20 protein-coding genes, 1 tRNA gene and 1 pseudogene are annotated in these 21,196 nt (G+C 42.1%); 14 read left to right on the top strand and 8 right to left on the bottom strand.

Features of this window, described 5'->3' with window-relative positions; translation table 11 throughout:
* Positions 1–38: 38 nt before the first annotated feature.
* Positions 39–569 (bottom strand): peptide deformylase, encoded by a 531-nt coding sequence (def, locus tag ACE3PQ_RS04275; RefSeq protein ID WP_374295513.1) that lies wholly within the window; start codon positions 567–569, stop codon positions 39–41.
* A 123-nt stretch (positions 570–692) separates the two neighbouring features.
* Between def and ACE3PQ_RS04270 the strand changes: the two genes are divergently transcribed.
* From ACE3PQ_RS04270 to ACE3PQ_RS04260, 3 genes are all read left to right on the top strand, one after another.
* Entirely contained in the window at positions 693–1,832 is a 1,140-nt protein-coding gene (locus ACE3PQ_RS04270; RefSeq protein ID WP_374295511.1) for a LysM peptidoglycan-binding domain-containing protein, read from the top strand.
* Positions 1,833–1,918: 86 nt separating this feature from the next.
* A complete protein-coding gene (gene dprA / locus ACE3PQ_RS04265; RefSeq protein WP_374295509.1) occupies positions 1,919–3,100 on the top strand; it encodes a DNA-processing protein DprA in 1,182 nt (393 codons plus the stop codon).
* Between the two features lie 49 nt (positions 3,101–3,149).
* A complete protein-coding gene (locus tag ACE3PQ_RS04260; protein WP_374295508.1) occupies positions 3,150–3,719 on the top strand; it encodes an L-threonylcarbamoyladenylate synthase in 570 nt (189 codons plus the stop codon).
* A 27-nt stretch (positions 3,720–3,746) separates the two neighbouring features.
* On the opposite strand, the gene ACE3PQ_RS04255 is transcribed toward ACE3PQ_RS04260, so the two are convergent.
* Positions 3,747–4,640 (bottom strand): DMT family transporter, encoded by an 894-nt coding sequence (locus ACE3PQ_RS04255; RefSeq protein ID WP_374295506.1) that lies wholly within the window; start codon positions 4,638–4,640, stop codon positions 3,747–3,749.
* Positions 4,641–4,903: 263 nt separating this feature from the next.
* Between ACE3PQ_RS04255 and ACE3PQ_RS04250 the strand changes: the two genes are divergently transcribed.
* Both ACE3PQ_RS04250 and ACE3PQ_RS04245 read left to right on the top strand, forming a co-directional pair.
* A complete protein-coding gene (locus ACE3PQ_RS04250; RefSeq protein WP_374295504.1) occupies positions 4,904–5,527 on the top strand; it encodes a hypothetical protein in 624 nt (207 codons plus the stop codon).
* A gap of 99 nt (positions 5,528–5,626) precedes the next feature.
* Positions 5,627–6,169 carry a glutathione peroxidase gene (locus ACE3PQ_RS04245; protein ID WP_374295502.1) on the top strand — a complete coding sequence of 181 codons (543 nt, stop codon included), beginning with the start codon at positions 5,627–5,629 and terminating at the stop codon, positions 6,167–6,169.
* A 325-nt stretch (positions 6,170–6,494) separates the two neighbouring features.
* On the opposite strand, the gene ettA is transcribed toward ACE3PQ_RS04245, so the two are convergent.
* Complete coding sequence (gene ettA, locus ACE3PQ_RS04240; protein ID WP_092619015.1) at positions 6,495–8,156, bottom strand: energy-dependent translational throttle protein EttA; 1,662 nt, start codon at positions 8,154–8,156, stop codon at positions 6,495–6,497.
* 482 nt (positions 8,157–8,638) lie between these two features.
* Here ettA and ACE3PQ_RS04235 point away from each other — a divergent pair, with 482 nt between their 5' ends.
* Entirely contained in the window at positions 8,639–9,706 is a 1,068-nt protein-coding gene (locus tag ACE3PQ_RS04235) for an amidohydrolase (RefSeq protein WP_374295582.1), read from the top strand.
* Positions 9,707–10,011: 305 nt separating this feature from the next.
* Positions 10,012–10,899, top strand: a complete 888-nt coding sequence (locus ACE3PQ_RS04230) for an SDR family NAD(P)-dependent oxidoreductase (RefSeq protein WP_374295500.1) — start codon at positions 10,012–10,014, stop codon at positions 10,897–10,899.
* Between the two features lie 74 nt (positions 10,900–10,973).
* Here the strand turns inward: ACE3PQ_RS04230 and ACE3PQ_RS04225 are convergent, their stop codons facing one another.
* Complete coding sequence (locus ACE3PQ_RS04225; protein ID WP_374295498.1) at positions 10,974–11,399, bottom strand: BLUF domain-containing protein; 426 nt, start codon at positions 11,397–11,399, stop codon at positions 10,974–10,976.
* Positions 11,400–11,608: 209 nt separating this feature from the next.
* A tRNA-Ser gene (locus ACE3PQ_RS04220) sits at positions 11,609–11,699 on the bottom strand.
* A gap of 112 nt (positions 11,700–11,811) precedes the next feature.
* Between ACE3PQ_RS04220 and ACE3PQ_RS04215 the strand changes: the two genes are divergently transcribed.
* A complete protein-coding gene (locus tag ACE3PQ_RS04215; protein WP_374295496.1) occupies positions 11,812–13,683 on the top strand; it encodes a potassium transporter Kup in 1,872 nt (623 codons plus the stop codon).
* A 97-nt stretch (positions 13,684–13,780) separates the two neighbouring features.
* On the opposite strand, the gene ACE3PQ_RS04210 is transcribed toward ACE3PQ_RS04215, so the two are convergent.
* Positions 13,781–14,500 (bottom strand): hypothetical protein, encoded by a 720-nt coding sequence (locus tag ACE3PQ_RS04210; RefSeq protein WP_374295494.1) that lies wholly within the window; start codon positions 14,498–14,500, stop codon positions 13,781–13,783.
* 619 nt (positions 14,501–15,119) lie between these two features.
* Here ACE3PQ_RS04210 and ACE3PQ_RS04205 point away from each other — a divergent pair.
* Both ACE3PQ_RS04205 and ACE3PQ_RS04200 read left to right on the top strand, forming a co-directional pair.
* Positions 15,120–16,178 (top strand): DNA/RNA non-specific endonuclease, encoded by a 1,059-nt coding sequence (locus tag ACE3PQ_RS04205; RefSeq protein ID WP_374295493.1) that lies wholly within the window; start codon positions 15,120–15,122, stop codon positions 16,176–16,178.
* Between the two features lie 35 nt (positions 16,179–16,213).
* On the top strand, positions 16,214–16,486 hold the full coding sequence (locus ACE3PQ_RS04200) for a hypothetical protein (protein ID WP_374295491.1): 273 nt from the start codon (positions 16,214–16,216) through the stop codon (positions 16,484–16,486).
* Positions 16,487–16,539: 53 nt separating this feature from the next.
* Here ACE3PQ_RS04200 and ACE3PQ_RS04195 read toward each other — a convergent pair whose 3' ends face one another.
* Both ACE3PQ_RS04195 and hisF read right to left on the bottom strand, forming a co-directional pair.
* The gene (locus ACE3PQ_RS04195) at positions 16,540–16,818 is read right to left on the bottom strand and encodes a hypothetical protein (protein ID WP_374295489.1); all 279 of its coding nucleotides are present in this window, start codon (positions 16,816–16,818) and stop codon (positions 16,540–16,542) included.
* A 67-nt stretch (positions 16,819–16,885) separates the two neighbouring features.
* The gene (gene hisF, locus ACE3PQ_RS04190) at positions 16,886–17,644 is read right to left on the bottom strand and encodes an imidazole glycerol phosphate synthase subunit HisF (RefSeq protein WP_241570426.1); all 759 of its coding nucleotides are present in this window, start codon (positions 17,642–17,644) and stop codon (positions 16,886–16,888) included.
* A gap of 158 nt (positions 17,645–17,802) precedes the next feature.
* On the opposite strand from hisF, the gene ACE3PQ_RS04185 reads away from it, so the two are divergent.
* From ACE3PQ_RS04185 to ACE3PQ_RS04170, 4 genes and pseudogenes are all read left to right on the top strand, one after another.
* Positions 17,803–18,756 (top strand): homoserine kinase, encoded by a 954-nt coding sequence (locus ACE3PQ_RS04185; protein ID WP_374295487.1) that lies wholly within the window; start codon positions 17,803–17,805, stop codon positions 18,754–18,756.
* Positions 18,756–19,388: a DUF1294 domain-containing protein gene (locus ACE3PQ_RS04180; RefSeq protein ID WP_374295485.1), complete on the top strand. Its 633-nt coding sequence runs from the start codon at positions 18,756–18,758 to the stop codon at positions 19,386–19,388. Before ACE3PQ_RS04185 ends, ACE3PQ_RS04180 begins: the two co-directional genes overlap by 1 nt.
* A 22-nt stretch (positions 19,389–19,410) precedes the next feature.
* Positions 19,411–19,815, top strand: a complete 405-nt coding sequence (locus tag ACE3PQ_RS04175) for a DUF4870 family protein (RefSeq protein WP_374295483.1) — start codon at positions 19,411–19,413, stop codon at positions 19,813–19,815.
* 345 nt (positions 19,816–20,160) lie between these two features.
* Positions 20,161–21,196, top strand: a pseudogene (locus tag ACE3PQ_RS04170) (IS3 family transposase); the annotation flags it as partial.

Genomic DNA, 21,196 nt, shown 5'->3' with positions numbered 1-21,196 from the left:
ATTCATCGCATTTTTTTCTTTATGCCTAAATGACAGAATTAGCGTTTTGCAGGCACTTTTTGCTTTTGCTGTTGACGGACAAACTTTTCAACCTTCTCACGTGCACGTTGACGTTTCAGCGGTGAAAGATAATCGACAAACAGCTTACCATTTAAGTGATCCATCTCATGCTGAATGCACACGGCAAGCAATTCTTCAGCTTCAATTTCAAATTTTACACCATCTAAATTCAAAGCTTCGATTTTTACACGTGACGGACGCTCAACTTTATCGTATATTTGAGGAACCGAAAGACAGCCTTCTTCGTAAGGTGCTGTTTGTTCAGTCAGTGGTGTGACTTTGGGGTTGATGAATACCATAGGCTGATCCTTGTTTTCAGACAGATCCATCACGATCAACTGAATATGACGATCTACCTGTGTCGCAGCCAAACCAATGCCAGGAGCGGCATACATGGTTTCAAACATATCTGCTGCAAGCTGACGAATCTCGTCATTGACGTCTTCAACAGGCTTAGCAATGGTGCGTAATCGTTGATCGGGAAAACTTAAAATAGGTAGCAGTGCCATATGGTCCTCACAGTTGCCATTGGTAAAGCAAATATCTAAAATGATATATTTACTTCACTAGGGGGCGTTTGTATCGGGTAACATTATAGCCGAATTACAAACACATTATTAGGGATTATGATAATGACAAAAGTTTTGCACAACCAAACAAGCATGACGACGACTTTGAAACGGGGTGTACTGGCAGTCGCTATGAGTGTTGGACTCGGATTAGGTGTTGCAGTGGAAGCACAAGCAAAAAATCCAACGCCACCTTCTCTACGTGGTGATGCACCAAATGTTTATATCGTCAAAAAAGGCGATACTTTATGGGATATTTCTGGACGCTTTTTAACCAAGCCGTGGCGCTGGCCAGAGATTTGGGCGAGCAATAAGCATGTCCGTAATCCACATTTGATTTATCCAGGTGATCGTTTATTACTTTGTACACTTGATGGACGTACGCTTATTGGACGTGATGAAGGCGATGGTTGTGAAGGGATTTTCCGCCGTGCTGGCGCAACAACACTTGCACCGCAAATCCGTGTCGAATCACTTAATAATGCGATTCCTGTGATTCCGCTCGATGAAATTCGCCATTGGTTAGAACGAAATATCGTTATTGCACCTGAAACTTTAGAAAATATTCCATACGTTGTCGGTATGACTGAGCGCCGTGTCATCGCAGCTGAAGGTGATCGTATCTATGTGCGTGGTAATGGCGTACAAATCGGTCAGCCGTATGCGATCTATCGTCAAGGCGATCCGTACAAATTCCAAGATGCCGAAGGTAAAGAATATGTGGCTGCACTTGAGTTAACGCAAGTCGCAACAGGTCTAGTCACGCAAGTGGACAAAGACATTAGTACATTCGAAATCAATAAAACCTATAAAGCCGAAGTGCGTAAAGGTGATTTATTGATGCCGATCTACGATCCAATGTTGCCAACATTATTCTATCCTGTACCAGTCGATGCTGTGACTGATGGTGGTCAAGTGATTCGTGTACTTGGTTCGATTGGTACCGCAGGTAAGCACAGCGTAGTTGCCTTGAATCGTGGTCAACAAGCAGGTGTGACTGTTGGACAAGTCTTTGCGCTTGATCAGCTTGGTGAAACAACCGTTGATCCGAAGACCAAAGAAACCTTACAGCTTCCAAATCAGCGTATTGGTCATGCTTTAGTGTTCCGTACTTTTGATCAGGTCAGCTATGCGTATATCCTAGACAGTAGCTTACCAGTCAAAACAGGCGCATTACTTGCTGTGCCAATGTCTGAAGAGTAACCCGATCAATAAGTGATTAGATTCGTCTAATCACTTGTTTTTACTAAAATTCAAAAATAATCTCAACTGAAAATTTTATAAATACAATGTATCAACAACTTTCACCCTCAGAGTTCGCCAAACTGAAGCTTTGGTATATCTTGCATCACTCTGTCAGCAGTTATTTTAAACTACTCCATATTTTTCAAGATGCTGAACAGGCTTTGGATTTAAAGCATTTAGAAAAATGGCAACAGTTAAAGCTTCATACCAATCACATTGACCGTTTTAAAGACTTTCACTCCGACTCAGGTCAAGCGCAATTTGAAAAGCGTTTCGAACTCATCAAAAACCATTGCGATCATATTTTATTTGATGGTAATGACGATTATCCTGATCAACTCAGTCATTATGATGATCGCCCACCGATTTTATTTATTCGTGGCCAAAAAGATGTATTAAAACAATCGCAAATCGCCATTGTCGGTAGTCGTAAGCCAAGCCCGCATGGCGCTCAAGTGGCGTATGATTTTTCCAGTTATTTTGCCAGTCGAGGCTATCACACGACCAGCGGACTTGCGATAGGCATTGATGCCGCAGCACATCATGGCGCAATTCATCAAGGTCAGAGCATTGCCGTAATCGCTACAGGTTTGGATCAATGCTATCCATCTGAGCATCAGCAACTTTCGCAAAAGATCATCGACACTGGCGGTGCCATCGTGACAGAGTTCTTCCCTGCCACACCGCCCGCCAAACAAAACTTTCCACGTCGCAACCGCATCATTAGCGGACTGAGTGAAGCAACCTTAGTCGTTGAAGCAGGTTTTAAAAGTGGCTCGCTGATCACTGCAAAAACCGCCGCTGATCAAGGTAAATCCGTCTTTGCCATTCCTGGGCATATATACAGTCAGTTTCATCAAGGTTGTCATCAACTGATTCGTGAAGGCGCAACGCTGATTGACCATCCTGAACAGCTTCTCGAAGACTTAAACGCCTACCATCCACAGCTTGATACACCCCAATCTAACAAGACAATACAGCTTGAAAAAAGCCAGAAGGCTCAGCGACAAGAGAGCATTCCACAGCAGACAAAAGTGATTCCTACGCAGGTTGAAATTCCTGCACATCTCGCCAAGCTTTACGCAGAGTTGGATTGGGTTGGATTATCGATTGATGAACTCGCAACACGTGCACAAACTTCCATCAGCGAACTGAACGTGGCTTTGGTAGAATTAGAACTCCTCGGCGCATGCCGTCAACATGCAGGTCGCTACCTGCGTTGCTAACGCCTATATTGTGCGCTAACCGAAAGTACTTTTACTTCTTGTGCGAACTATGCAAACTATCAATCTTGAACAAGCCATATACACCTTAAAACAAGGCGATGTCCTCGCCTACCCGACTGAGGCGGTTTGGGGATTGGGCTGTGATCCACGCCAAGAACACGCTTTTCAAAAAATCCTCACACTCAAACACCGTCCGATCGAAAAAGGCGTCATTCTACTCAGTGAAAGTATCGAACGTGTTGAACCATTACTTGTGGGCTTAGATACAACGATACGTAACCAAGTCATCGCATCATGGGAAAAATCAGCACAAAATCAACGTGCTCATACTTGGCTATTGCCAATCAATGATGAGATTCCTGCATGGATTTATGGTGATCATGACCGTGTTGCGATTCGGGTCACCAATCATTTGCTCTGCCAACAGCTTTGCCGAAGTTTAGATGATTTTGTCGTATCAACCAGTGCCAATCCTGCGGGACTTTCCCCTGCGATGAATGCACTTGAAGTACAGAAATATTTCTCTGACCAAGTGACCATTTTATCAGGTGAATTAGGCGACAGCCCTGAGCCAAGTCGTATTATTGATGCGGTGACAGGACAAGTGATCCGCGCTTAGAAAAAGGTATTTTCAACCATTCTAAATTCACTTTTTCTGTACCAATAAAATCCCTGCCAAGACCAGGATACCGCCAATAGAGTGATACGTTGTCCATTGTTCTTTGAGGAAAATATAGGCAATAATGGCGGTGAAAATCGGTGCCAAATTGAGAAATACACTGCTTTTATTCGAACCTAAAGCTTGGATCGACATCATCCATACCAATGGCGCAACGATAGATGGAAAAAGTGCGGCGTAGAGCACAGGCGGAAGGTTTGACGCATTCAAAGCATCTAAGCCGAAGTACAAAAAAAATGGTAGATGCAACACGACCGCAAAACAAATCTGCATGTACAACATGATGGATAGTGGCAAGGCAATCTTCCAATGTTGCAACAACACGCCATAGCCTGCATACAACATCACCGCCAATATCATCAGCAAATCACCAATAATATGTTGCCCATGAAGCAATTGCTGAATATTCCCTTGCGTCACTAAGTACCCTAATCCAACGATCGAAATCATCGAACCAAACAACGCCATCGCACTTGTGCGAATCTGCAACACCACTAGACTAAGCAGAATCGAGAAAATTGGAATAAAGGCATTGATAATGCCCATATTGGTCGCTGTCGTATAATGCGCTGCGGTATATGCCAAACCCTGATAGCACACCATGCCAAAGAAGCCGAGCACAGCTAAGCATAGTAAATGCGGACGAACATCAACCCACCGCCGAATGACTTTGGGTAAACAAAATGGTGTCAGCACCACTAAAGCAATCAACCACCGATAAAAACTAATGCTAATGGGTGAAATCAAATCCACGGCATAACGTGTAACCACGATATTGACCGCCCAAACCGAGACCGCTGTCAGAGGCAATAAGTAGACATAGCGATGTAACATCACTGAGCTGTGGTCGGCTGAAGACATACTAAACAAACAACTAAAATTTCAGATAGACATTATTGGCACCGCTGTGACCAAAGTAAATATAAAGTTAACGTATTCACAGCAAAACGATGCAAATAGTATTCGTAAGTTTGATCTACTTTCAGATATAGTAAGCGCATCTCAACCAGACGATTTGTCTTGATTCTGATTTTTAATGCTTTTTGAATCACGATCACTCAGAAAAATTAATTTAATCAAACTTTTCTGACAATTTTTATTCAATCAAACTCATGGATAATGTTATGAAAAAATTAACTTTACTTGCTTTAGTCGCTTCAATGGCAGCTTTTACCGCATGCTCAAAACCAGTTACCGAAGTAAAACAAGGCGAAAGCGCTGCGACTGCGCAAGCAGCTAAGCCTGCAAAACTATCAACAGATAATCCAACGGATATCCAAGCCGACATTGATAAACTGCAAGCCTACGGTGCAACACAAGAGCCAAAATCTCGTGAGCTTGGACAACGTATGGAAGCTGCGATGCAAGAGAAAAACAAAGCTGAAATTGACAAACTTTTTCTAGAGCTCAAAGCTTTTGTTGAAACAAGTAACAAAGAACTTCGTGCAATCGAATTAAAGAGCTCGGAAGCCAATGAACTTCGTGAAAAAATGATTGAAAATAGCTTGATCAGCATTGAAATGAGTGAAGTTGTGATCCAAACTGATCCTGAAAAGCTTGATATTGAAAAAGTAAAACCATTACAAGAAAAAGCCATGAAAGCACAGCAAGAGCTAATTACGCTGAGCCAAGCGATCTATGCCAAAATTGAAGGTGCAAACAGCGCCGCAGCTCAAGGTGCTAAAACTGCAGCACCAAGTGCAGAAGCTGCAAATACTGAAACTGCACCTGTAGAAGCAGCACAATAATCATAAAGAATTTGCATTGAAGATATTGTGTTGAAGATGAAGTCATCACACCTTGTGATGGTTTCACTTCATTGACCAACATCATGGAATGAGCACGAGATGAGTACGATTCAAAACATCGCCTTTCAGAAAATGGGTGGTGCGACTGCAACGCTTGCAGATTATCAAGGCAAAGTGGCGTTGATCGTCAATGTCGCTTCGAAGTGTGGTCTAACGCCACAATATGAAGCTTTGGAAAAACTATATCGTTTAAAAAAAGCAGAAGGTTTAGAAATTTTAGGCTTCCCTGCCAATAACTTTCTCGAACAAGAACCCGGTAGCGATGCAGAGATTCAAGAGTTTTGTTCAGTCAGTTATTATGTGACGTTTCCGTTATTTTCAAAAATTTCTGTTGCAGGTGATGATAAACATCCGTTGTATCAAGCATTGATTGAAACTCAACCTGAGCGTATCGGCGAAGGACCGTGGTGGGATGATCTGGTGGAATATGGTTTAACACCTAATCCAAAACCTGAAGTGCTGTGGAATTTTGAAAAATTTCTTGTCAATCGTCGTGGTGAAGTCATCGCACGTTTTGCACCTGACATTACTGCCGAAGACCCACGTCTTTTAGAAGCGATTGAAATTGCGTTGGCTGAATAAATCTTAGTTTGTTATACGACGAGTAGATATTATCTGATACGTGGGAACGTCAGTCGCATTGTTCGAGGACAGGACATTGTTGGTAAAGTGACGTTCTTCAAGGTGTCGGATTGATTTTGATATATGCCCGAGTTTGCGACTGACAAAATGGCTTTGCCTACTTTCCCCGAAAGGAAAGTAGGTCGAACCGAAGGTTATTCCCGACTTATGCGTATAAACAGCAAGAACTTGCCTAAAAGATTCTGTTTTTTATCTGATCCTAGATTAACTTAACCTTCCAATCAAAAAAACCGCATCACTTGATGCGGTTTTTTGAAATTAGTATTTACCCACTGATTTTCTTGTACTTGGCACGTGTTGGACGCGCCTCATCACCGAGCTTTTTCTTACGATAAGCTTCATACTCAGTATAGTTACCATCGTAGAATTCAGGTTCATCATTTTCAAAAGACAAAATGTGTGTCGCAATACGGTCAAGGAACCAACGGTCATGCGAAACCACCATGACTGTACCTGGGAAAACTAAAATCGCATCTTCTAACGCACGTAATGTTTCCACGTCCAAGTCATTCGACGGTTCATCGAGTAAGATGACATTGGCACCTTGCTGTAGAATCTTCGCCAATTGCAAACGGTTACGCTCACCACCTGATAGCTCGCCGACACGCTTCTGCTGATCTTGACCTTTGAAATTAAAACGACCGATATAAGCACGTGAAGCAATTTCATAATCGCCGACTTTGAGAATATCCAAACCGCCAGACACTTCTTCCCACACGGTTTTGTTGTTATCCAACGTATCACGAATCTGACCGACATATGCCACTTTGACTGATTCACCAAGTGTCACAGTACCTGTATCAGGTTGTTGTTCTTCCGTCATCATACGAAACAGTGTGGTTTTACCGGCACCGTTTGGACCGACAATCCCAACGATCGCCGCAGGTGGTACAGTAAAGCTCAAGTTTTCATAGAGTAAACGCCCATCAAAGGATTTGCTGATGTTATTGACTTCAACCACTTTGTTGCCCAGACGAGGACCAGGTGGAATGTAGATCTCAGAAGTTTCATTACGCTCTTGGAATTCTTTCGAGTTGAGTTCCTCGAAACGCTCCATACGGGCCTTGTTCTTCTTCTGCTGACCTTTGGCATTCTGACGCACCCATTCCAATTCCTTTTTCAAGGCTTTGGCGAATGACTCTTCTTGCTTCTGTTCTTGCTCTAGGCGTGCATTTTTCTGCTCAAGCCACGCAGTATAGTTGCCTTGATATGGAATACCATGCCCACGGTCAAGCTCGAGAATCCACTCAGCCACATTATCCAAGAAATAACGGTCATGGGTAATCGCCACGATCGTGCCTTGGAAGTCTTTCAAGAAGCGTTCAAGCCATGCAACAGATTCTGCATCCAAATGGTTAGTTGGTTCGTCAAGAAGCAACATATCAGGCTTCGACAAGAGCAGACGACAAAGTGCCACACGACGACGCTCACCACCCGATAGCAAACTCACATCCGCATCCCACGCAGGAAGGCGTAGCGCATCAGCCGCTTGTTCAAGCTGGTTATTCAGGTTATGCGCATCCCATGCTTGGATGATACCTTCGAGCTTCTCTTGCTCTTTGGCAAGCGCATCAAAGTCTGCATCTTCTGCGGCATATTCAGCGAATACTTCATCCAAACGTGCCAACGCATCAAGAGGTTCACGCAAACCATCTTCGACATTGCCGCGCACGTCTTTACTTGGATCGAGCGGTGGCTCTTGCTCAAGATAGCCAATTTTAATGCCAGTTTGCGCACGTGCTTCACCGGAGAAATCTTTATCAACACCTGCCATGATACGAAGCAAAGTTGATTTACCCGCACCATTTAGACCGAGTACACCGATCTTGGCACCTGGGAAAAATGATAGGGAAATATTTTTGAGGATTTCACGCTTTGGTGGAACCATCTTGGACACACGATTCATCGTGTAAATATATTGGGCCACGTAGGACTCCTAAAGTTGTTCAACTCATGCCGTTGGTGATTTTAGTTTCCATCACACATTAAAAAAACTTGACGATAGTCGAAGAAATTAATCCTGATACAAGGCAACCGTGTGAAGGTGTACATGTAGTACTTCGAACGAGGTTAACGCTGTAGCAGGATCTAAGTTCTCTGACTATAGAACGGCGACATATAAATGCCGACTATTATAGGAGAAATCGCCGTGAAGTGAAAACAAAGTTCATCATTGCTCGCAGATAATCCCGAAACAACATATTTCCAAGACGGCTTTTTCTAAGATGGTTTTCTAAAATGGCTTTTTCCAAGACAGTTATTTCTAAACTAACTTTATCTAAGCGCTTTCTCAATATGAACAGTATTCATAATCGCAATGTGAATCGAATCATTTTATTCATCATCATTTCAGGTTTATAGTGAATTAATCAGGACGATAGATAAATAGGCAAAGCCGTGACACAGGAAGTGATGCAACTTAATTTCCCCATCATCGACCCACATATTCACCAATGGGACCCATACCATACGCCACATGCCGCACAGCATTTGGTGAAAGTTTTGGGAAATTATCCTCGTGCTATGGATAGGCTGATGCGATTGGTCAAAGCCAAAGCGCTGATCGACACCTTAGGGCTCACCGATCATGCACTTGCGCCGTATCTGCCTCGCAACTATAAGCAAGACATTGGTCATTTTAATGTCGAAAGTGTCGTTCATGTGGAAGCAAATTGGCACGATCACAGAGGCACTGGTGTGGTCGGTGAAACTCGCTGGATTGATCAATTGCCCTTTGCTGAACAAAATATCAAGTTAGGTGCAATCGTTGCCACTGCCGACCCGAAGAACCGTGATTTTAAGAAAATTTTACAACTCCACCATGAAGCCAGTCCGCAGTTTCGTGGTATCCGAAAAATGGCATCGTATCATGAAGATAAAGGCATTTATCGCTGGTGCGATCAAGCAGGACTTTACCGTGATAAAAAATTCCTGCAAGGTTTTGAACAGATCGTTCGTCAAAATCTCACTTTTGACGCATGGTGCTACTCGACACAACTTGATGATGTGACTGCCCTCGCCAAACACTTTCCTGAAGCGAAAATCATGCTTGACCATCTCGGCACACCCGCTGGACTATTTGGTGCCGTTGGCAAATCTACAGGAATAACTGTACAAGCACGCCAAACGATCTTTGAAGAATGGAAAGTCAAACTAGCGACACTTGCAGAATGTCCAAATGTACACGCCAAAATTTCAGGTTTACTCATGCCTGTGCTTGGACATGATTTTCATCTTAAAAAGCAAAAAGCCACGAAAATGCAAATCATCGAACGACTTCAACCAATGATTAACCATGCTGTACAGGTCTTTGGAACAGATCGTATTCTTTTTGCCTCAAACTTCCCAATGGATAAACCTAGCGCAGATTTAACCGAAATCATCGCCGCTTATATCGAGATGATTCAGCCTTATGGCGAAGATGCGATGTTTAAAATCTTCCATCAAAATGCCAAGAATTTTTATCAAATCGAATAATCCAAATCGAAAATTCATTGTTCAGCAAGTTTTTACAATTTTTTTACAAATAAAGATGGATCTTTGATCAAATATCTAAGAGATTTATTGACATTAGCTCAAGGATTTAGCAAATTAATAGAGTAGGTACTCTAGTCAGTTTAGAGTAATCGCTCTATGTAATTTATTATTTTTCATATATTTAGAGTAGATCACCTAGAACAAGTTGGCTATCATGTGTACAGAATAAGTTGTGATGATCAATCAGGAGTCTTGCGCATTACAACACACCAAGAATTTAACTGTATGAACTATAGGACGCATTTATGAACTCAAGATTGCAAAAACAATTGATCAAAAAAGTCGAAGGCAAAAATATCATTATCACTGGCGCATCAAGTGGTATTGGTTTGTCTGCGGCAAAACAACTTGCTAACGCTGGCGCTCATGTCATTTTGATGGCACGTACCAAAGAAAAATTGGACGAAGTCAAAGCTGAAATTGAAGCTGAAGGCGGTCAAGCCTCTGTCTTCCCATGCGATCTGAATGACATGGATTCGATTGACAAAGTTTCTAAAGAAATCCAAGCATCTTTTGATCATATTGATATTTTGGTCAACAACGCTGGTCGCTCAATTCGCCGTGCAGTACATGAGTCGGTAGATCGTTTCCATGACTTTGAACGCACCATGCAACTCAACTACTTCGGTGCTGTACGTTTGGTCTTGAACTTATTGCCTGACATGATGGCACGTAAGCAAGGTCAAATTATCAACATCAGCTCAATCGGTGTATTGGCGAATGCAACTCGCTTCTCTGCATACGTTGCATCAAAAGCTGCACTCGATGCGTTTAGCCGTTGTTTATCTGCTGAAGCGTTATCACACAAGATTGCATTAACGTCGATCTATATGCCATTGGTTCGTACACCAATGATTGCACCAACCAAAATGTATAACTACGTTCCAACGCTTTCACCAGAGCAAGCAGCTGATTTAATTGCGTATGCGATCGTAAAACGTCCGAAGAAGATTGCCACCAATCTTGGTCGCTTGGCTTCAATCACGTATGCGGTTGCGCCAAACATCAACAATGTCTTGATGTCAATTGGTTACAACCTATTCCCTAGCTCTACGGCATCTGTCGGCAAGCAAGAAAAATTGAACATTATGCAAAAAGCGTATGCACGCTTATTCCCAGGTGAACACTGGTAATTTGCACAGCCCTTTAAAATTGAAAAAGACCATCTTCGGATGGTCTTTTTTGTTATAGAAAGATGCTGTTCGCTTTAAATCTTCAGCAAATAATCAACAAAATCTTCTAAGCGTTGCTCTTGTAGCGAATAAGGATCAAATTCCGCCATACCACGGTCGGTAAAAAAGCGGAGCATCGCCTTATCATAAGGCGCATATTTCATGCTCCATCTGCTAAATTTGACATAATCAATATCAGCCAAATCTAACAGCACCACATCACTATGGCGTGGGTCTTTGGTGATTTTTTCATAAAATAATGTATTGACAATTTCCGCACTGCCTTCAAGACATTGAAAAAATTTACCATTGCCATAGTACAGCACACCATACACCTGATGTCTGCCATTGAAATCAACTGCCTCAGCTAGAATGTCCATCAAATCTTGACGGATTTCATCCTCATCCTTAACCGTTTTACTTGCATAACATAAGCGTGCAAGCTGTGTGTTCATCCCCATTACAACCACTCCAAAATCAAAAAACATAATTGTTAAATAGTATAAAATCAGTAATTTAACCGCATGTCATCAACGCAGGCATTCAAAAATAGAAATACTATGTTTTTAACAAGAAGTAAACAAATAGTTATGACTGGACGATTTGATCAGATCAGGGAGAAAGTTTAATTTTAATTATCGTGATTAAAAAATTATGTTTTTAAAATATTTGGCGGTGAGAGAGGGATTCGAACCCTCGATACGCTATGAACGTATACACGCTTTCCAGGCGTGCTCCTTCAGCCACTCGGACACCTCACCATTGAGGTCAGGGATAATAGCGAAATTTGCAATGAATGCCAAGCAGATTGCACAATAATTGAAAAACAGTGCTAACATTGCCGCAAATACCAAAATCATTGATTTTATATTTATGAGTCACGTCAAAAAAGCCGCCCTCCCTGCTATGACACTTGCCGCTCTCGGCGTTGTCTTTGGGGATATTGGGACGAGCCCGCTGTATGCGATCAAAGAATGTTTTTCGGCTGCGCATATCGATGTCACCATTGAAAGTATCATGGGGATTTTATCCCTAATCTTTTGGTGTATGACCATCACCATCAGCATCAAATATGTCAGCATCATCATGCGCGCAGATAACAATGGTGAAGGCGGCATCATGTCACTTTTGGCGTTGAACTTGCGTAATAAGCAACTCATCAAAAAACACAAACTGGCAATTATCGCCTGTGGCTTTGTCGGCGCATCGCTATTCTTTGGCGATGGCATCATTACCCCTGCGATCTCCGTACTCTCTGCGGTGGAAGGTTTGAGTATTGCTACACCGATATTTAATGATTGGATCGTACCAATTGCACTGGGGATTTTGACCGCACTGTTTATGATTCAGCGTCATGGTACAGCGGTGATGGGGAAGTTTTTTGGTCCTGTGACTTTGTTATGGTTTTTGTCACTTGGCACGCTTGGGCTTTGGAATATTATTCAGACACCGATCGTACTCGGTATGGTAAGTCCGCACTGGGCAGCAAGCTTTGTTTGGGATCACCCTGCGATTGCATTTTTTACCATGGGGGCAGTGATTCTGACCATCACAGGTGGTGAAGCATTGTATGCAGATTTGGGGCATTTTGGTCCGACACCGATTCGTATGGCTTGGTTTACTGTGGTGTTGCCGTGCTTGCTTTTGAATTATGCAGGACAAGGTGCATTGCTTCTTCGTCGTCCAGATGCGATTGAAAATCCATTTTTCTTAATGGTGCCAGAATGGGCACTCTATCCGATGATTGGGCTTGCTACCATTGCTGCGATCATTGCCTCGCAAGCAATGATTACAGGGATTTTCTCGATGGCGAAACAAGCCATTCAGTTGGGTTATTTACCTCGCCTCACCATTCAGCAGACTTCCGAATCTGAGCAAGGACAAATTTATGTGCCATTTTTAAATTGGACATTGTTTATTGCCGTGTTCATCATTGTCTTATTGTTTGAAAATAGTTCAAATCTTGCCAGTGCATATGGTGTCGCAGTCACGAGTACCATGCTGTGCGGCACGATTTTGATCACGATTTTGGCGCATACGTATTGGCGTTGGCCTGTCTACAAAACTGCTTTGGTGATGACACCGTTTTTCGTTTTGGATTTGATCTTCGTCAGCGCAACCTCTTTAAAAATACCTGATGGCGGTTGGGTGACGATCGCTATCGGTGGTGTGGTTTTTGTGCTACTCATGACGTGGAAACGTGGGCGTGAGTTGATGTTTGAAAACTTGCAACGTGATGCTTTGCCACTCGATATCTTTATCAACCATTTGGGCAATAGCGTGCAAATCGTACAAGGTCAGGCGATCTTTATGACCAGTACCCCGAAGATTGTGCCACATGCGATGTTACACAACTTAAAGCACAATAAGATTTTGCATGAGCTAAATTTCTTGATCACGGTCGAAACCAAAGATGTGCCTTATGTTGAAGATGACGCTCGGATTTATGTCAAAAAATTAGATGATCGTTTTATCAAAGTGATTGTTTATTACGGTTTTAAAGATGAACCTGATATTCCAAAAGCATTGAAGCAAGTCTACGATGTACTTGAGCTTGAGTTTAATATGATGCAAATCAGCTTCTTTATCTCTCGTGATCGAGTGATTTCAACGGTTGGCGATGGCATGGCGCCGTGGCGAGAGAAGTTGTTTATTTCCATGCAACGTAATACCAGTGCGGTGAGTGATTTTTATCAAATCCCAAGTAATCGGGTGGTCGAATTAGGTAGTCAGATTGAGATCTAAGCCTTAAAAAATTCCCAATACACTCGTTGAATGAGTAATAAACAAAGCCCCGAAGAGTCGGGGCTTTGTTTTTTAAAGCGAATTACTTAACTTTAGATTATTGCAATGGCGCAGTTGCATCCATATCAGGCTCTGCCAACTGTGTTGCATCTTCAGTTTGGTTCATGTCTTCCGCAGGAACAGCTTGCGCATTTGGATCAATCGCATCTTGATCGACTTCAGGCATCAACGCTGCAGCGTTTTGATCCATTCCATTTTGCACATCAGCTTGTGCGGAAGATACTGTTTGATCGGCTTCGTTTATTGCAGTATCAACAGCTGCATTCAATTCAGCAGTTTGCATAGATGCTTGCTCAGTTGTCACTTGCGCTTGAGCAAGTTGGTTTTGTGCTTCAGTCATTGCCGATTGCTCAGACTCTGAAATTTCCCCTGCATTTGCGCTCAGCTCCGACTCAACATTATCATCCATTGATTCAACATTTTGGGCAACTTGCGTAGAAGCACTAACTGGTGCATTCATTGGACGCAACGTACGTGCTTGCAAATCAATCACTGCATTTTGAGCAATCGCCTGTGAGATCACTTGCTTTGGAATACCCATTTGCTCAAGTGAACCGGGTTGACCATTAATCGTAGTTTGCACAGTTGCTTTAGATAAGCTTTCCAGCGTATCACCGGGTTGAATTGGTGGCTCTGCAAATGCAGAAGTTGCAAACATCGCTGCTGCAATGGCACTCAGACCCAAAGTCATTTTTGTTGCTGTTGGTTTATTTGTTTTGATCTTGCTATTTGAGATAGTGCTATTTGAGTTAGACATCATATTCTCCAATGTTTTCTCACACTGATTCAAGTGAACTCATTAAGGTGAGTTGGATCAGCCCAAAATCCAAGAAATTAAAAATCGTAAGAATCATTGATGGATACACTAAAATTATGCTGAATCATCTCAACGACTCATTATCGATCTGACATGAACAGTTGCGCATTTCGACTTTTAGAATGAGAACTTTCAAAAATATATTAATAAGAAGTCTCTCAGCTAAAAAATGGCATCCGAAATGCAATAGGCTAAGTTTGGGTCACGAAGATCCTTTCACATTTCAAGTTGGGCTCAGCTTAGACTAGCCTTTTGTAAACTTTGTAGCAGTCAAGTTGTCTAAAAGCGCATCAACTGTGTGTTAAACGTGAGTAAATCAAGAGAATTACCTATACTTGGTAAAGTTAGATTGCTAAGATTTAAACAGCGCATCTCCGATGTAAAGTTTGCGTAATTTTTGTAGCCCGATCTTTTATAGTCCGATTTTTTGTAGCCTTATCTTTTGTAGTACAGCCTCTTGAAAAAAATATATTTCCTTCTTATAACTTTAATATCAATAGTTTGTTTCTTACCACAACTCAGCACAGGGCAATTACTGTCCTTTTCCAATACTTTATGCTTGGATGAGTTTTACGCAGAAGCACCACCAGAGCTGATCAATAAAAAGTTGAGCGTTGATAGCTACCCACTCTGCAATCAAGGCTTTACCGTGCATTATTCAGGCATTTCCAAAACGCCAATTTGGGTGGCGGAAAAGCTTAGCCCTGAACGACTCAGCATTCGGATCAAACGTGAAGATAACTTTCATGAAGATGATCGTCTGCCAGTTTCAGCACAGGCGACCCTAGAGGCATATCGCAATTCGGGTTATGACCGTGGACACATGGCACCCAATGCCGATATGAATAACAAAACCTCTCAATATCAAAGCTTTGCCCTGAGCAACATCATTCCACAGCATTATGACAATAATCAAAATACATGGCGTGAGATCGAAGAAGCCACCCGAGCAATGGTCACAAAATATAAGCTCGATGCTTATATCATTACGGGTTCTGCCTATCTTGAGCCGACCGTAAAATATGTTAAAAAAGGACATGACGTACTTGTACCTAGCCATGTGTATAAAGCAGTGTATTTTCCACGTATCGGCATGGCGAGTGCATATCTCAGTAAAAATGACGGCTCTCGCTATGCTGAAACGATAAGCATCTGTGCGTTAGAAGAAAAAGTCGGGATTAATCTTTATCCTCGATTAGATGAGCAGTCTAAACGGCAAGTCTTTCAGTTACCGATGCGTGCCAATCAAGTCAAAGCTAATAAACATCCAACATTTATCGATAAAGACTTACAAAGCCAATGTGCACCAATGGTTGAAGCAGAACAGATTTTGGCGACACAAAAACGCTTTGTCGTTGGTCAATCTTATGCATTAGAAAACCCTGTTCAATGGACAACAATTAAAGAAAAGGTTTCTATGCCAAGCTTACCAAACTTGATTGAAATATTTTCAACAGCCAATGAAGATGAAGTTCAAAAAGATGCGTTAGAAAATTCTGAAATGAAAAATCTAAAAAATGAGGGTAACGAGAGAGATGAACCAAATCGCTTTTCAATCAATCGCATTCTTTTGCCGATCGTAGAGTGGATGAAAGAAAAGGATACAAATGCCAATTAAAAACACGAATTCTAGGACTTAAACAGGACAGAAAAATGGAATTTAAACCTTTTCAAAATCATACACAAAGCATCACCATTGATGCGCTCACGATTGAAAATCAAGGCGAGCGAATTTCAATTTATGGCAGTTTGCAGATTCATCAAGATCAACACAGCTTAGAGCATGCCAAAATTTTAATGAAGATTTTAGAGCAAACGGTGATAACGCTTGAATCACAAAATTTAGTTATAAAAGTCGAGCAGAATAGTAATGATGATGTAGATGTGGTAAAGAATCCATTTTTGAATGATACAAATTCAGAATAATTGTTTATAAATCGATTTTTAATATTCAGTCAAAATTTTAACTTTAAGTTTATTTAGGCTTTCAACAGCTCACCTTGCAACCATACCAAATAGTTGTGTTGATCTAAAAAATCTGGCGCCTTGGTGGTATCGAGATGATAAGTCCGAGTATTGAATTCGATCATAATATCGCTCGGTGAATATCGACCATCTTTAATGGGAAAATACTTCGCCAAAAATAAGCGATGTTGCCCCCAGTTGGTAAGATTATCAATCCGAGGGCTGTCCAGCTTATTCACAAACTCAACATAACAAGACTTGATATCATCAATGGTGTAAATCTGCTGAGGCATAATCAATCTCATAAAACTCACCTGATGGTGTAAGCCTAATCTTTGATCATGAAGCTTTAATGAAATCTTATAAGCGCATCTCAATGCCTTGTTCTGCAAGAAAGGCTTTGGCTTCGGGAATGCTATGTTGCCCAAAATGGAAAATCGACGCTGCGAGCACCGCATCCGCCCCACCCTGCAAAATTCCATCTGCCATGTGTTGCAGATTCCCCACACCACCCGAGGCAATGGTCGGAATTGTCACTCGATCGTTAATTGCACGCATCAAACCAATGTCATAACCCGCTTTGGTGCCATCGGCATCCATACTGGTGACGAGAAGCTCGCCTGCGCCAAACTCTGCCATTTTCACTGACCATTCAATCGCATCAATCCCAGTCGGCTTACGACCACCGTGGGTAAAAATTTCCCATTTATTCTCAGCGACTTTTTTGGCATCAATGGCGACCACGATACACTGTGCACCGAAGCGACTCGATGCTTCAGCCACAAATTCAGGATTGAATACTGCAGCTGAATTAATACTGACTTTATCTGCACCTGCATTGAGCAGTAGTCGAATATCTTCAATCTTGCGCACGCCACCACCAACGGTGAGGGGTACAAAGACCGTTTCCGCCATGCGTTCTACGGTTTTATACGTCGTATCACGACCATGATGGGTTGCTGTAATGTCTAAGAAAGTAATCTCATCGGCACCCTGCTCATTGTAGCGACGTGCCACTTCCACAGGATCACCCGCATCACGAATATCCAAAAACTGAACGCCTTTGACCACGCGTCCATTGTCCACATCCAAACATGGAATAATTCGTTTTGCTAACATAGCTTGATTCTCAGCAACTTGTTTTAACAGCGAAATAACACTTTTAAATAGACGATTCTTTCAAAGAACATCTAGCTTCTGTGCGCAAAGACTACACCTTGGCGCAAGAAGCGGTTATTCTAACAAAAATATTCTGTATGCCTAGAGTTTTCATTGTTATGTCCGTCTATACCCAACTCAATCTTGAACAAGTAAACACTTTCGCCATGCAATATGGCTTAGAGATTATCGAGATCGAACCGATTCAAGGTGGGATAGAAAACACCAACTATTTTATTACTGAAAAAAACGATCAGGAATTTGTACTCACAGTATTTGAAGAGCTGGACTTAAATGCGGCTACAGAATTGTTCCCTGTGTTACAACATCTTGAGCAACACGGCATCCCAGTCGCTGTTCCGCTCACCTTTCAAGATCAACCGATTCACAGCATCGTCGGTAAACCTGCACAGATTGCGCCACGCATCGCAGGCAAGCATCCAATGCCATCTACGGTAGCGCAAGTTAGCGCAATGGGTGAAGCTTTGGCGAAAATGCATTTGGCTTTGCAAAATTATCCATTACAACGCAAAAATAATCATGATCATGCATGGTGGTCTGCGACTGCCCACGAGCTGTATCCAAAAATGAATGAAGCCGACCAAGCGCTACTCACCCAAGTATTTGCACAGTATGAGCAGATGTTTGATGCCTATCCAAATCGTCCCTATGGTTTGATTCATGCCGATTTGTTCCGTGATAATAGTCTATATGTCGGCGACAAGTTGTCGGGAATTTTAGATTTTTCTGAGCTGAGTTATGATCAGTTGTTACTTGATATCAGTATTACGATGAATGATTTTTGCAGTGATTATCCCAATGTGTCTTTAGATATGGAAAAAGCGCAGGCATTTTTAAATGCTTATCAAAAGGTACGTGCGTTGACTGATGATGAAAAATTTTGCCTGCAAACCTATCTTGCGATGGCAGCCTGTCGTTTTTGGATTTCTCGTTTGCAAGTTGCAGAGCGCAATCGCAATGAAGGACGCACTGGCACAGAAATTCTACAGAAAGATCCGCAAGAGATGCGCAATATGACCCATGATCGTTTAAACACAGAGTATGTATTCTAATGGCACGCTATCAAGGACGTTTGGTCGAATGGCACGATGAACAAGGTTACGGCTTTATTAAGGGCATTAGCGATCCCAAGCATCAGCGTGTGTTTTTGCATATCAGTGCTTTTGAGCGTAGTGGCCCTCGACCGATTGAGGGCTGTGTGCTGGAGTATGAGCTAGGCATTGATGATCAATCTCGACCGCAAGCCCGCAATGTCCGCTACGTCAAAGCCAAGCAAGTCTTTAGTCACAATCCGAACAGCCAGCCTTTTTCAAGCGCATCAAAAAAGCCTTTTGCATGGCATCCGATGTATCTCGCCATGTTGGTGTATTGGGTGGTGCTGTTTGTCACCGCAGCCTATGGACAGCTTCCGCCATTTACGTTGTTGGTGATTATGCTGGTGAATAGCTATTGTTACTGGATTTTTTATCAAGACAAAAAAGCGGCGATGCAAGGTGATCAACGTATTTCCGAACAGCATTTACTGCTCATGTGCACATTAGGTGGTTGGACGGCGGCGTGGTTTGCCATGAAGCACTTTCACCATAAGACACAGAAACAACCGTTTAAAAAATACTATTATCTGAGTATCGTGGCGCATATTGCATTGCTGGCGTTTAGTGTGTTTATGCTACGACTTTTCTAAGTTTTGAAATAAAAGGATAATGATGAGCAAACAAATTAGCCAAAACAACCAATTCAGCCAAATCGCAACCCAAGATCAGAAATATTTCACCTACTTACTTTACGGTTTATACCTCGCTGCGATCTTTAGTGCAGGCGTTTTGGCAGTGATCGCGATTATTATCAACCATGTCAAATTTTCTAGTGTCAAAGGCACTTTTTTAGAAAGTCATTTTCTTTGGCAGATTCGAGGATTTTGGTGGTATTTACTCTGGAATGTAATTGGCTTTGCCAGTTTATTTCTAGTGGTCTTTGTCTATCAATCGGCGTGGTGGGCGGTGTTTGCGCCAACGATTTGTTTAGTCATTATCGGCTTGGCGTGGGTGTGGAGTGTCTATCGTGCGATACGTGGCTTGATTGCACTGAGTAATGATGAGGCGATGTATTAACATTTTTTAGCCAGAGAAATAAGCGTGACCACAAGCAACGAAAAAGATTCACCGAATAACAATAAAAGCGAAAAATGACCGAATAAATGGAAGCAAGCCATTTGCGGATTATGTGGTGAAATGATAGGACAATTAATTCCTTTACTTCTATTTTTTGCAGTCGCAAATATTTATGCAGTCTACGCCTTTTTAGGTTTAGGCGCATTTTTCTGATTTTACCTTTCGGCACGTTGATCTATTACGCATGGAAAAAATGGCGGAAAGATCAATAAGCTGATCCTAGACAAAATAATGGACACCTAGTCCCTCTAAAGATAACGTAATGTTAACTTAGGAGATACACTAATGGCTAAACGATTTAGTCCAGAATTTAAACAGCAAGCAATCGATTATACACTTGCAAACTCACATGAATCATTAGCATCAATTGCTGTAAAACTTGGTGTCGGATATTCGACATTAGATAAATGGATTCGTATGGCTAATCCAGCAGGTTCAAGTAAACGTCAGCTTACCTCTGAGCAGCAGAGGATCATAGATCTAGAAAAAGAAGTCAAACAGCTCAAAGAGGCAAATGACATACTAAAAAAAGTGCATGTGTACTTCCTCACCGATCAAAGCAAGAGAAGTACACGGTAATCAAAGATTTTGCAATGAAACAGGTTAAAGTCACTGTGCTATGTAAATACTTTGGAGTCAGCACTTCGGGCTTCTATGCATGGAAAAAACGTCAGATACGAATCACAAAGCAGTATGATGATTTAAAAGCGCCGTACTGGCAGCACCACGCTCGTTTAGGTGCTCCATCCCTTATTCATGATATGTATGATCTTGGTTATAGCATGAGTGAGCGTACTGTTGGTCGGATGCTTAAAAATCTGGGGTTGCGCAGTAAAATAGCGCATAAATACCAGTATACGACGGATTCAAATCATCGCTTGCCAACAGCACCGAATTTGTTAGATCGACAATTTACAGTGACTGAACCTAATAAGGTCTGGACAACTGATATTACGTATATTCGAACTAAAGAAGGTTGGTTATATTTATGTGTGATGTTAGACCTTTTCAGCCGACGTATCGTAGGTTGGCAGACAAGTACACGGATAAATCGTCAATTGGTATGTGATGGGTTTGACTATGCTCTTGCACGTCAAGGCTATCCAACAGGTGTGATGGTGCACTCAGACCAAGGCAGTCAGTACTGTAGTCGTGCTTTTAGAGCACTATTATTGACGAATAATTGTATTCAAAGCATGTCTAGACGAGGAAACTGTTGGGACAATGCAGTGACTGAAAGCTTCTTTCATACATTGAAAGGTCATGTAATCCATGGCAGTGTGTTTGCCACTCGAAAAGAAGCGAATGCTGTCTTGTTTGA

It is taken from the genome of Acinetobacter sp., from assembly GCF_041911495.1.
Taxonomy (GTDB): domain Bacteria; phylum Pseudomonadota; class Gammaproteobacteria; order Pseudomonadales; family Moraxellaceae; genus Acinetobacter.
The sequence above is the reverse complement of the archived record's forward strand: the minus strand, read 5'-3'. Positions and strand labels throughout refer to the sequence as shown.

Bases quoted from the DNA above. Each gene is read 5' to 3' on its own strand.
- def (WP_374295513.1), bottom strand. From the start codon at position 569: ATGGCACTGCTACCTATTTTAAGTTTTCCCGATCAACGATTACGCACC.
- dprA (WP_374295509.1), top strand. From the start codon at position 1,919: ATGTATCAACAACTTTCACCCTCAGAGTTCGCCAAACTGAAGCTTTGG.
- ACE3PQ_RS04210 (WP_374295494.1), bottom strand. From the start codon at position 14,500: ATGTCTAACTCAAATAGCACTATCTCAAATAGCAAGATCAAAACAAAT.
- ACE3PQ_RS04250 (WP_374295504.1), top strand. From the start codon at position 4,904: ATGAAAAAATTAACTTTACTTGCTTTAGTCGCTTCAATGGCAGCTTTT.
- ACE3PQ_RS04260 (WP_374295508.1), top strand. From the start codon at position 3,150: ATGCAAACTATCAATCTTGAACAAGCCATATACACCTTAAAACAAGGC.
- ACE3PQ_RS04195 (WP_374295489.1), bottom strand. From the start codon at position 16,818: ATGCCTCAGCAGATTTACACCATTGATGATATCAAGTCTTGTTATGTT.
- ACE3PQ_RS04180 (WP_374295485.1), top strand. From the start codon at position 18,756: ATGGCACGCTATCAAGGACGTTTGGTCGAATGGCACGATGAACAAGGT.
- ACE3PQ_RS04215 (WP_374295496.1), top strand. From the start codon at position 11,812: ATGAGTCACGTCAAAAAAGCCGCCCTCCCTGCTATGACACTTGCCGCT.
- ACE3PQ_RS04225 (WP_374295498.1), bottom strand. From the start codon at position 11,399: ATGGGGATGAACACACAGCTTGCACGCTTATGTTATGCAAGTAAAACG.
- hisF (WP_241570426.1), bottom strand. From the start codon at position 17,644: ATGTTAGCAAAACGAATTATTCCATGTTTGGATGTGGACAATGGACGC.
- ACE3PQ_RS04185 (WP_374295487.1), top strand. From the start codon at position 17,803: ATGTCCGTCTATACCCAACTCAATCTTGAACAAGTAAACACTTTCGCC.
- ACE3PQ_RS04245 (WP_374295502.1), top strand. From the start codon at position 5,627: ATGAGTACGATTCAAAACATCGCCTTTCAGAAAATGGGTGGTGCGACT.
- ACE3PQ_RS04175 (WP_374295483.1), top strand. From the start codon at position 19,411: ATGAGCAAACAAATTAGCCAAAACAACCAATTCAGCCAAATCGCAACC.
- ACE3PQ_RS04230 (WP_374295500.1), top strand. From the start codon at position 10,012: ATGAACTCAAGATTGCAAAAACAATTGATCAAAAAAGTCGAAGGCAAA.
- ACE3PQ_RS04200 (WP_374295491.1), top strand. From the start codon at position 16,214: ATGGAATTTAAACCTTTTCAAAATCATACACAAAGCATCACCATTGAT.
- ACE3PQ_RS04270 (WP_374295511.1), top strand. From the start codon at position 693: ATGACAAAAGTTTTGCACAACCAAACAAGCATGACGACGACTTTGAAA.
- ACE3PQ_RS04255 (WP_374295506.1), bottom strand. From the start codon at position 4,640: ATGTCTTCAGCCGACCACAGCTCAGTGATGTTACATCGCTATGTCTAC.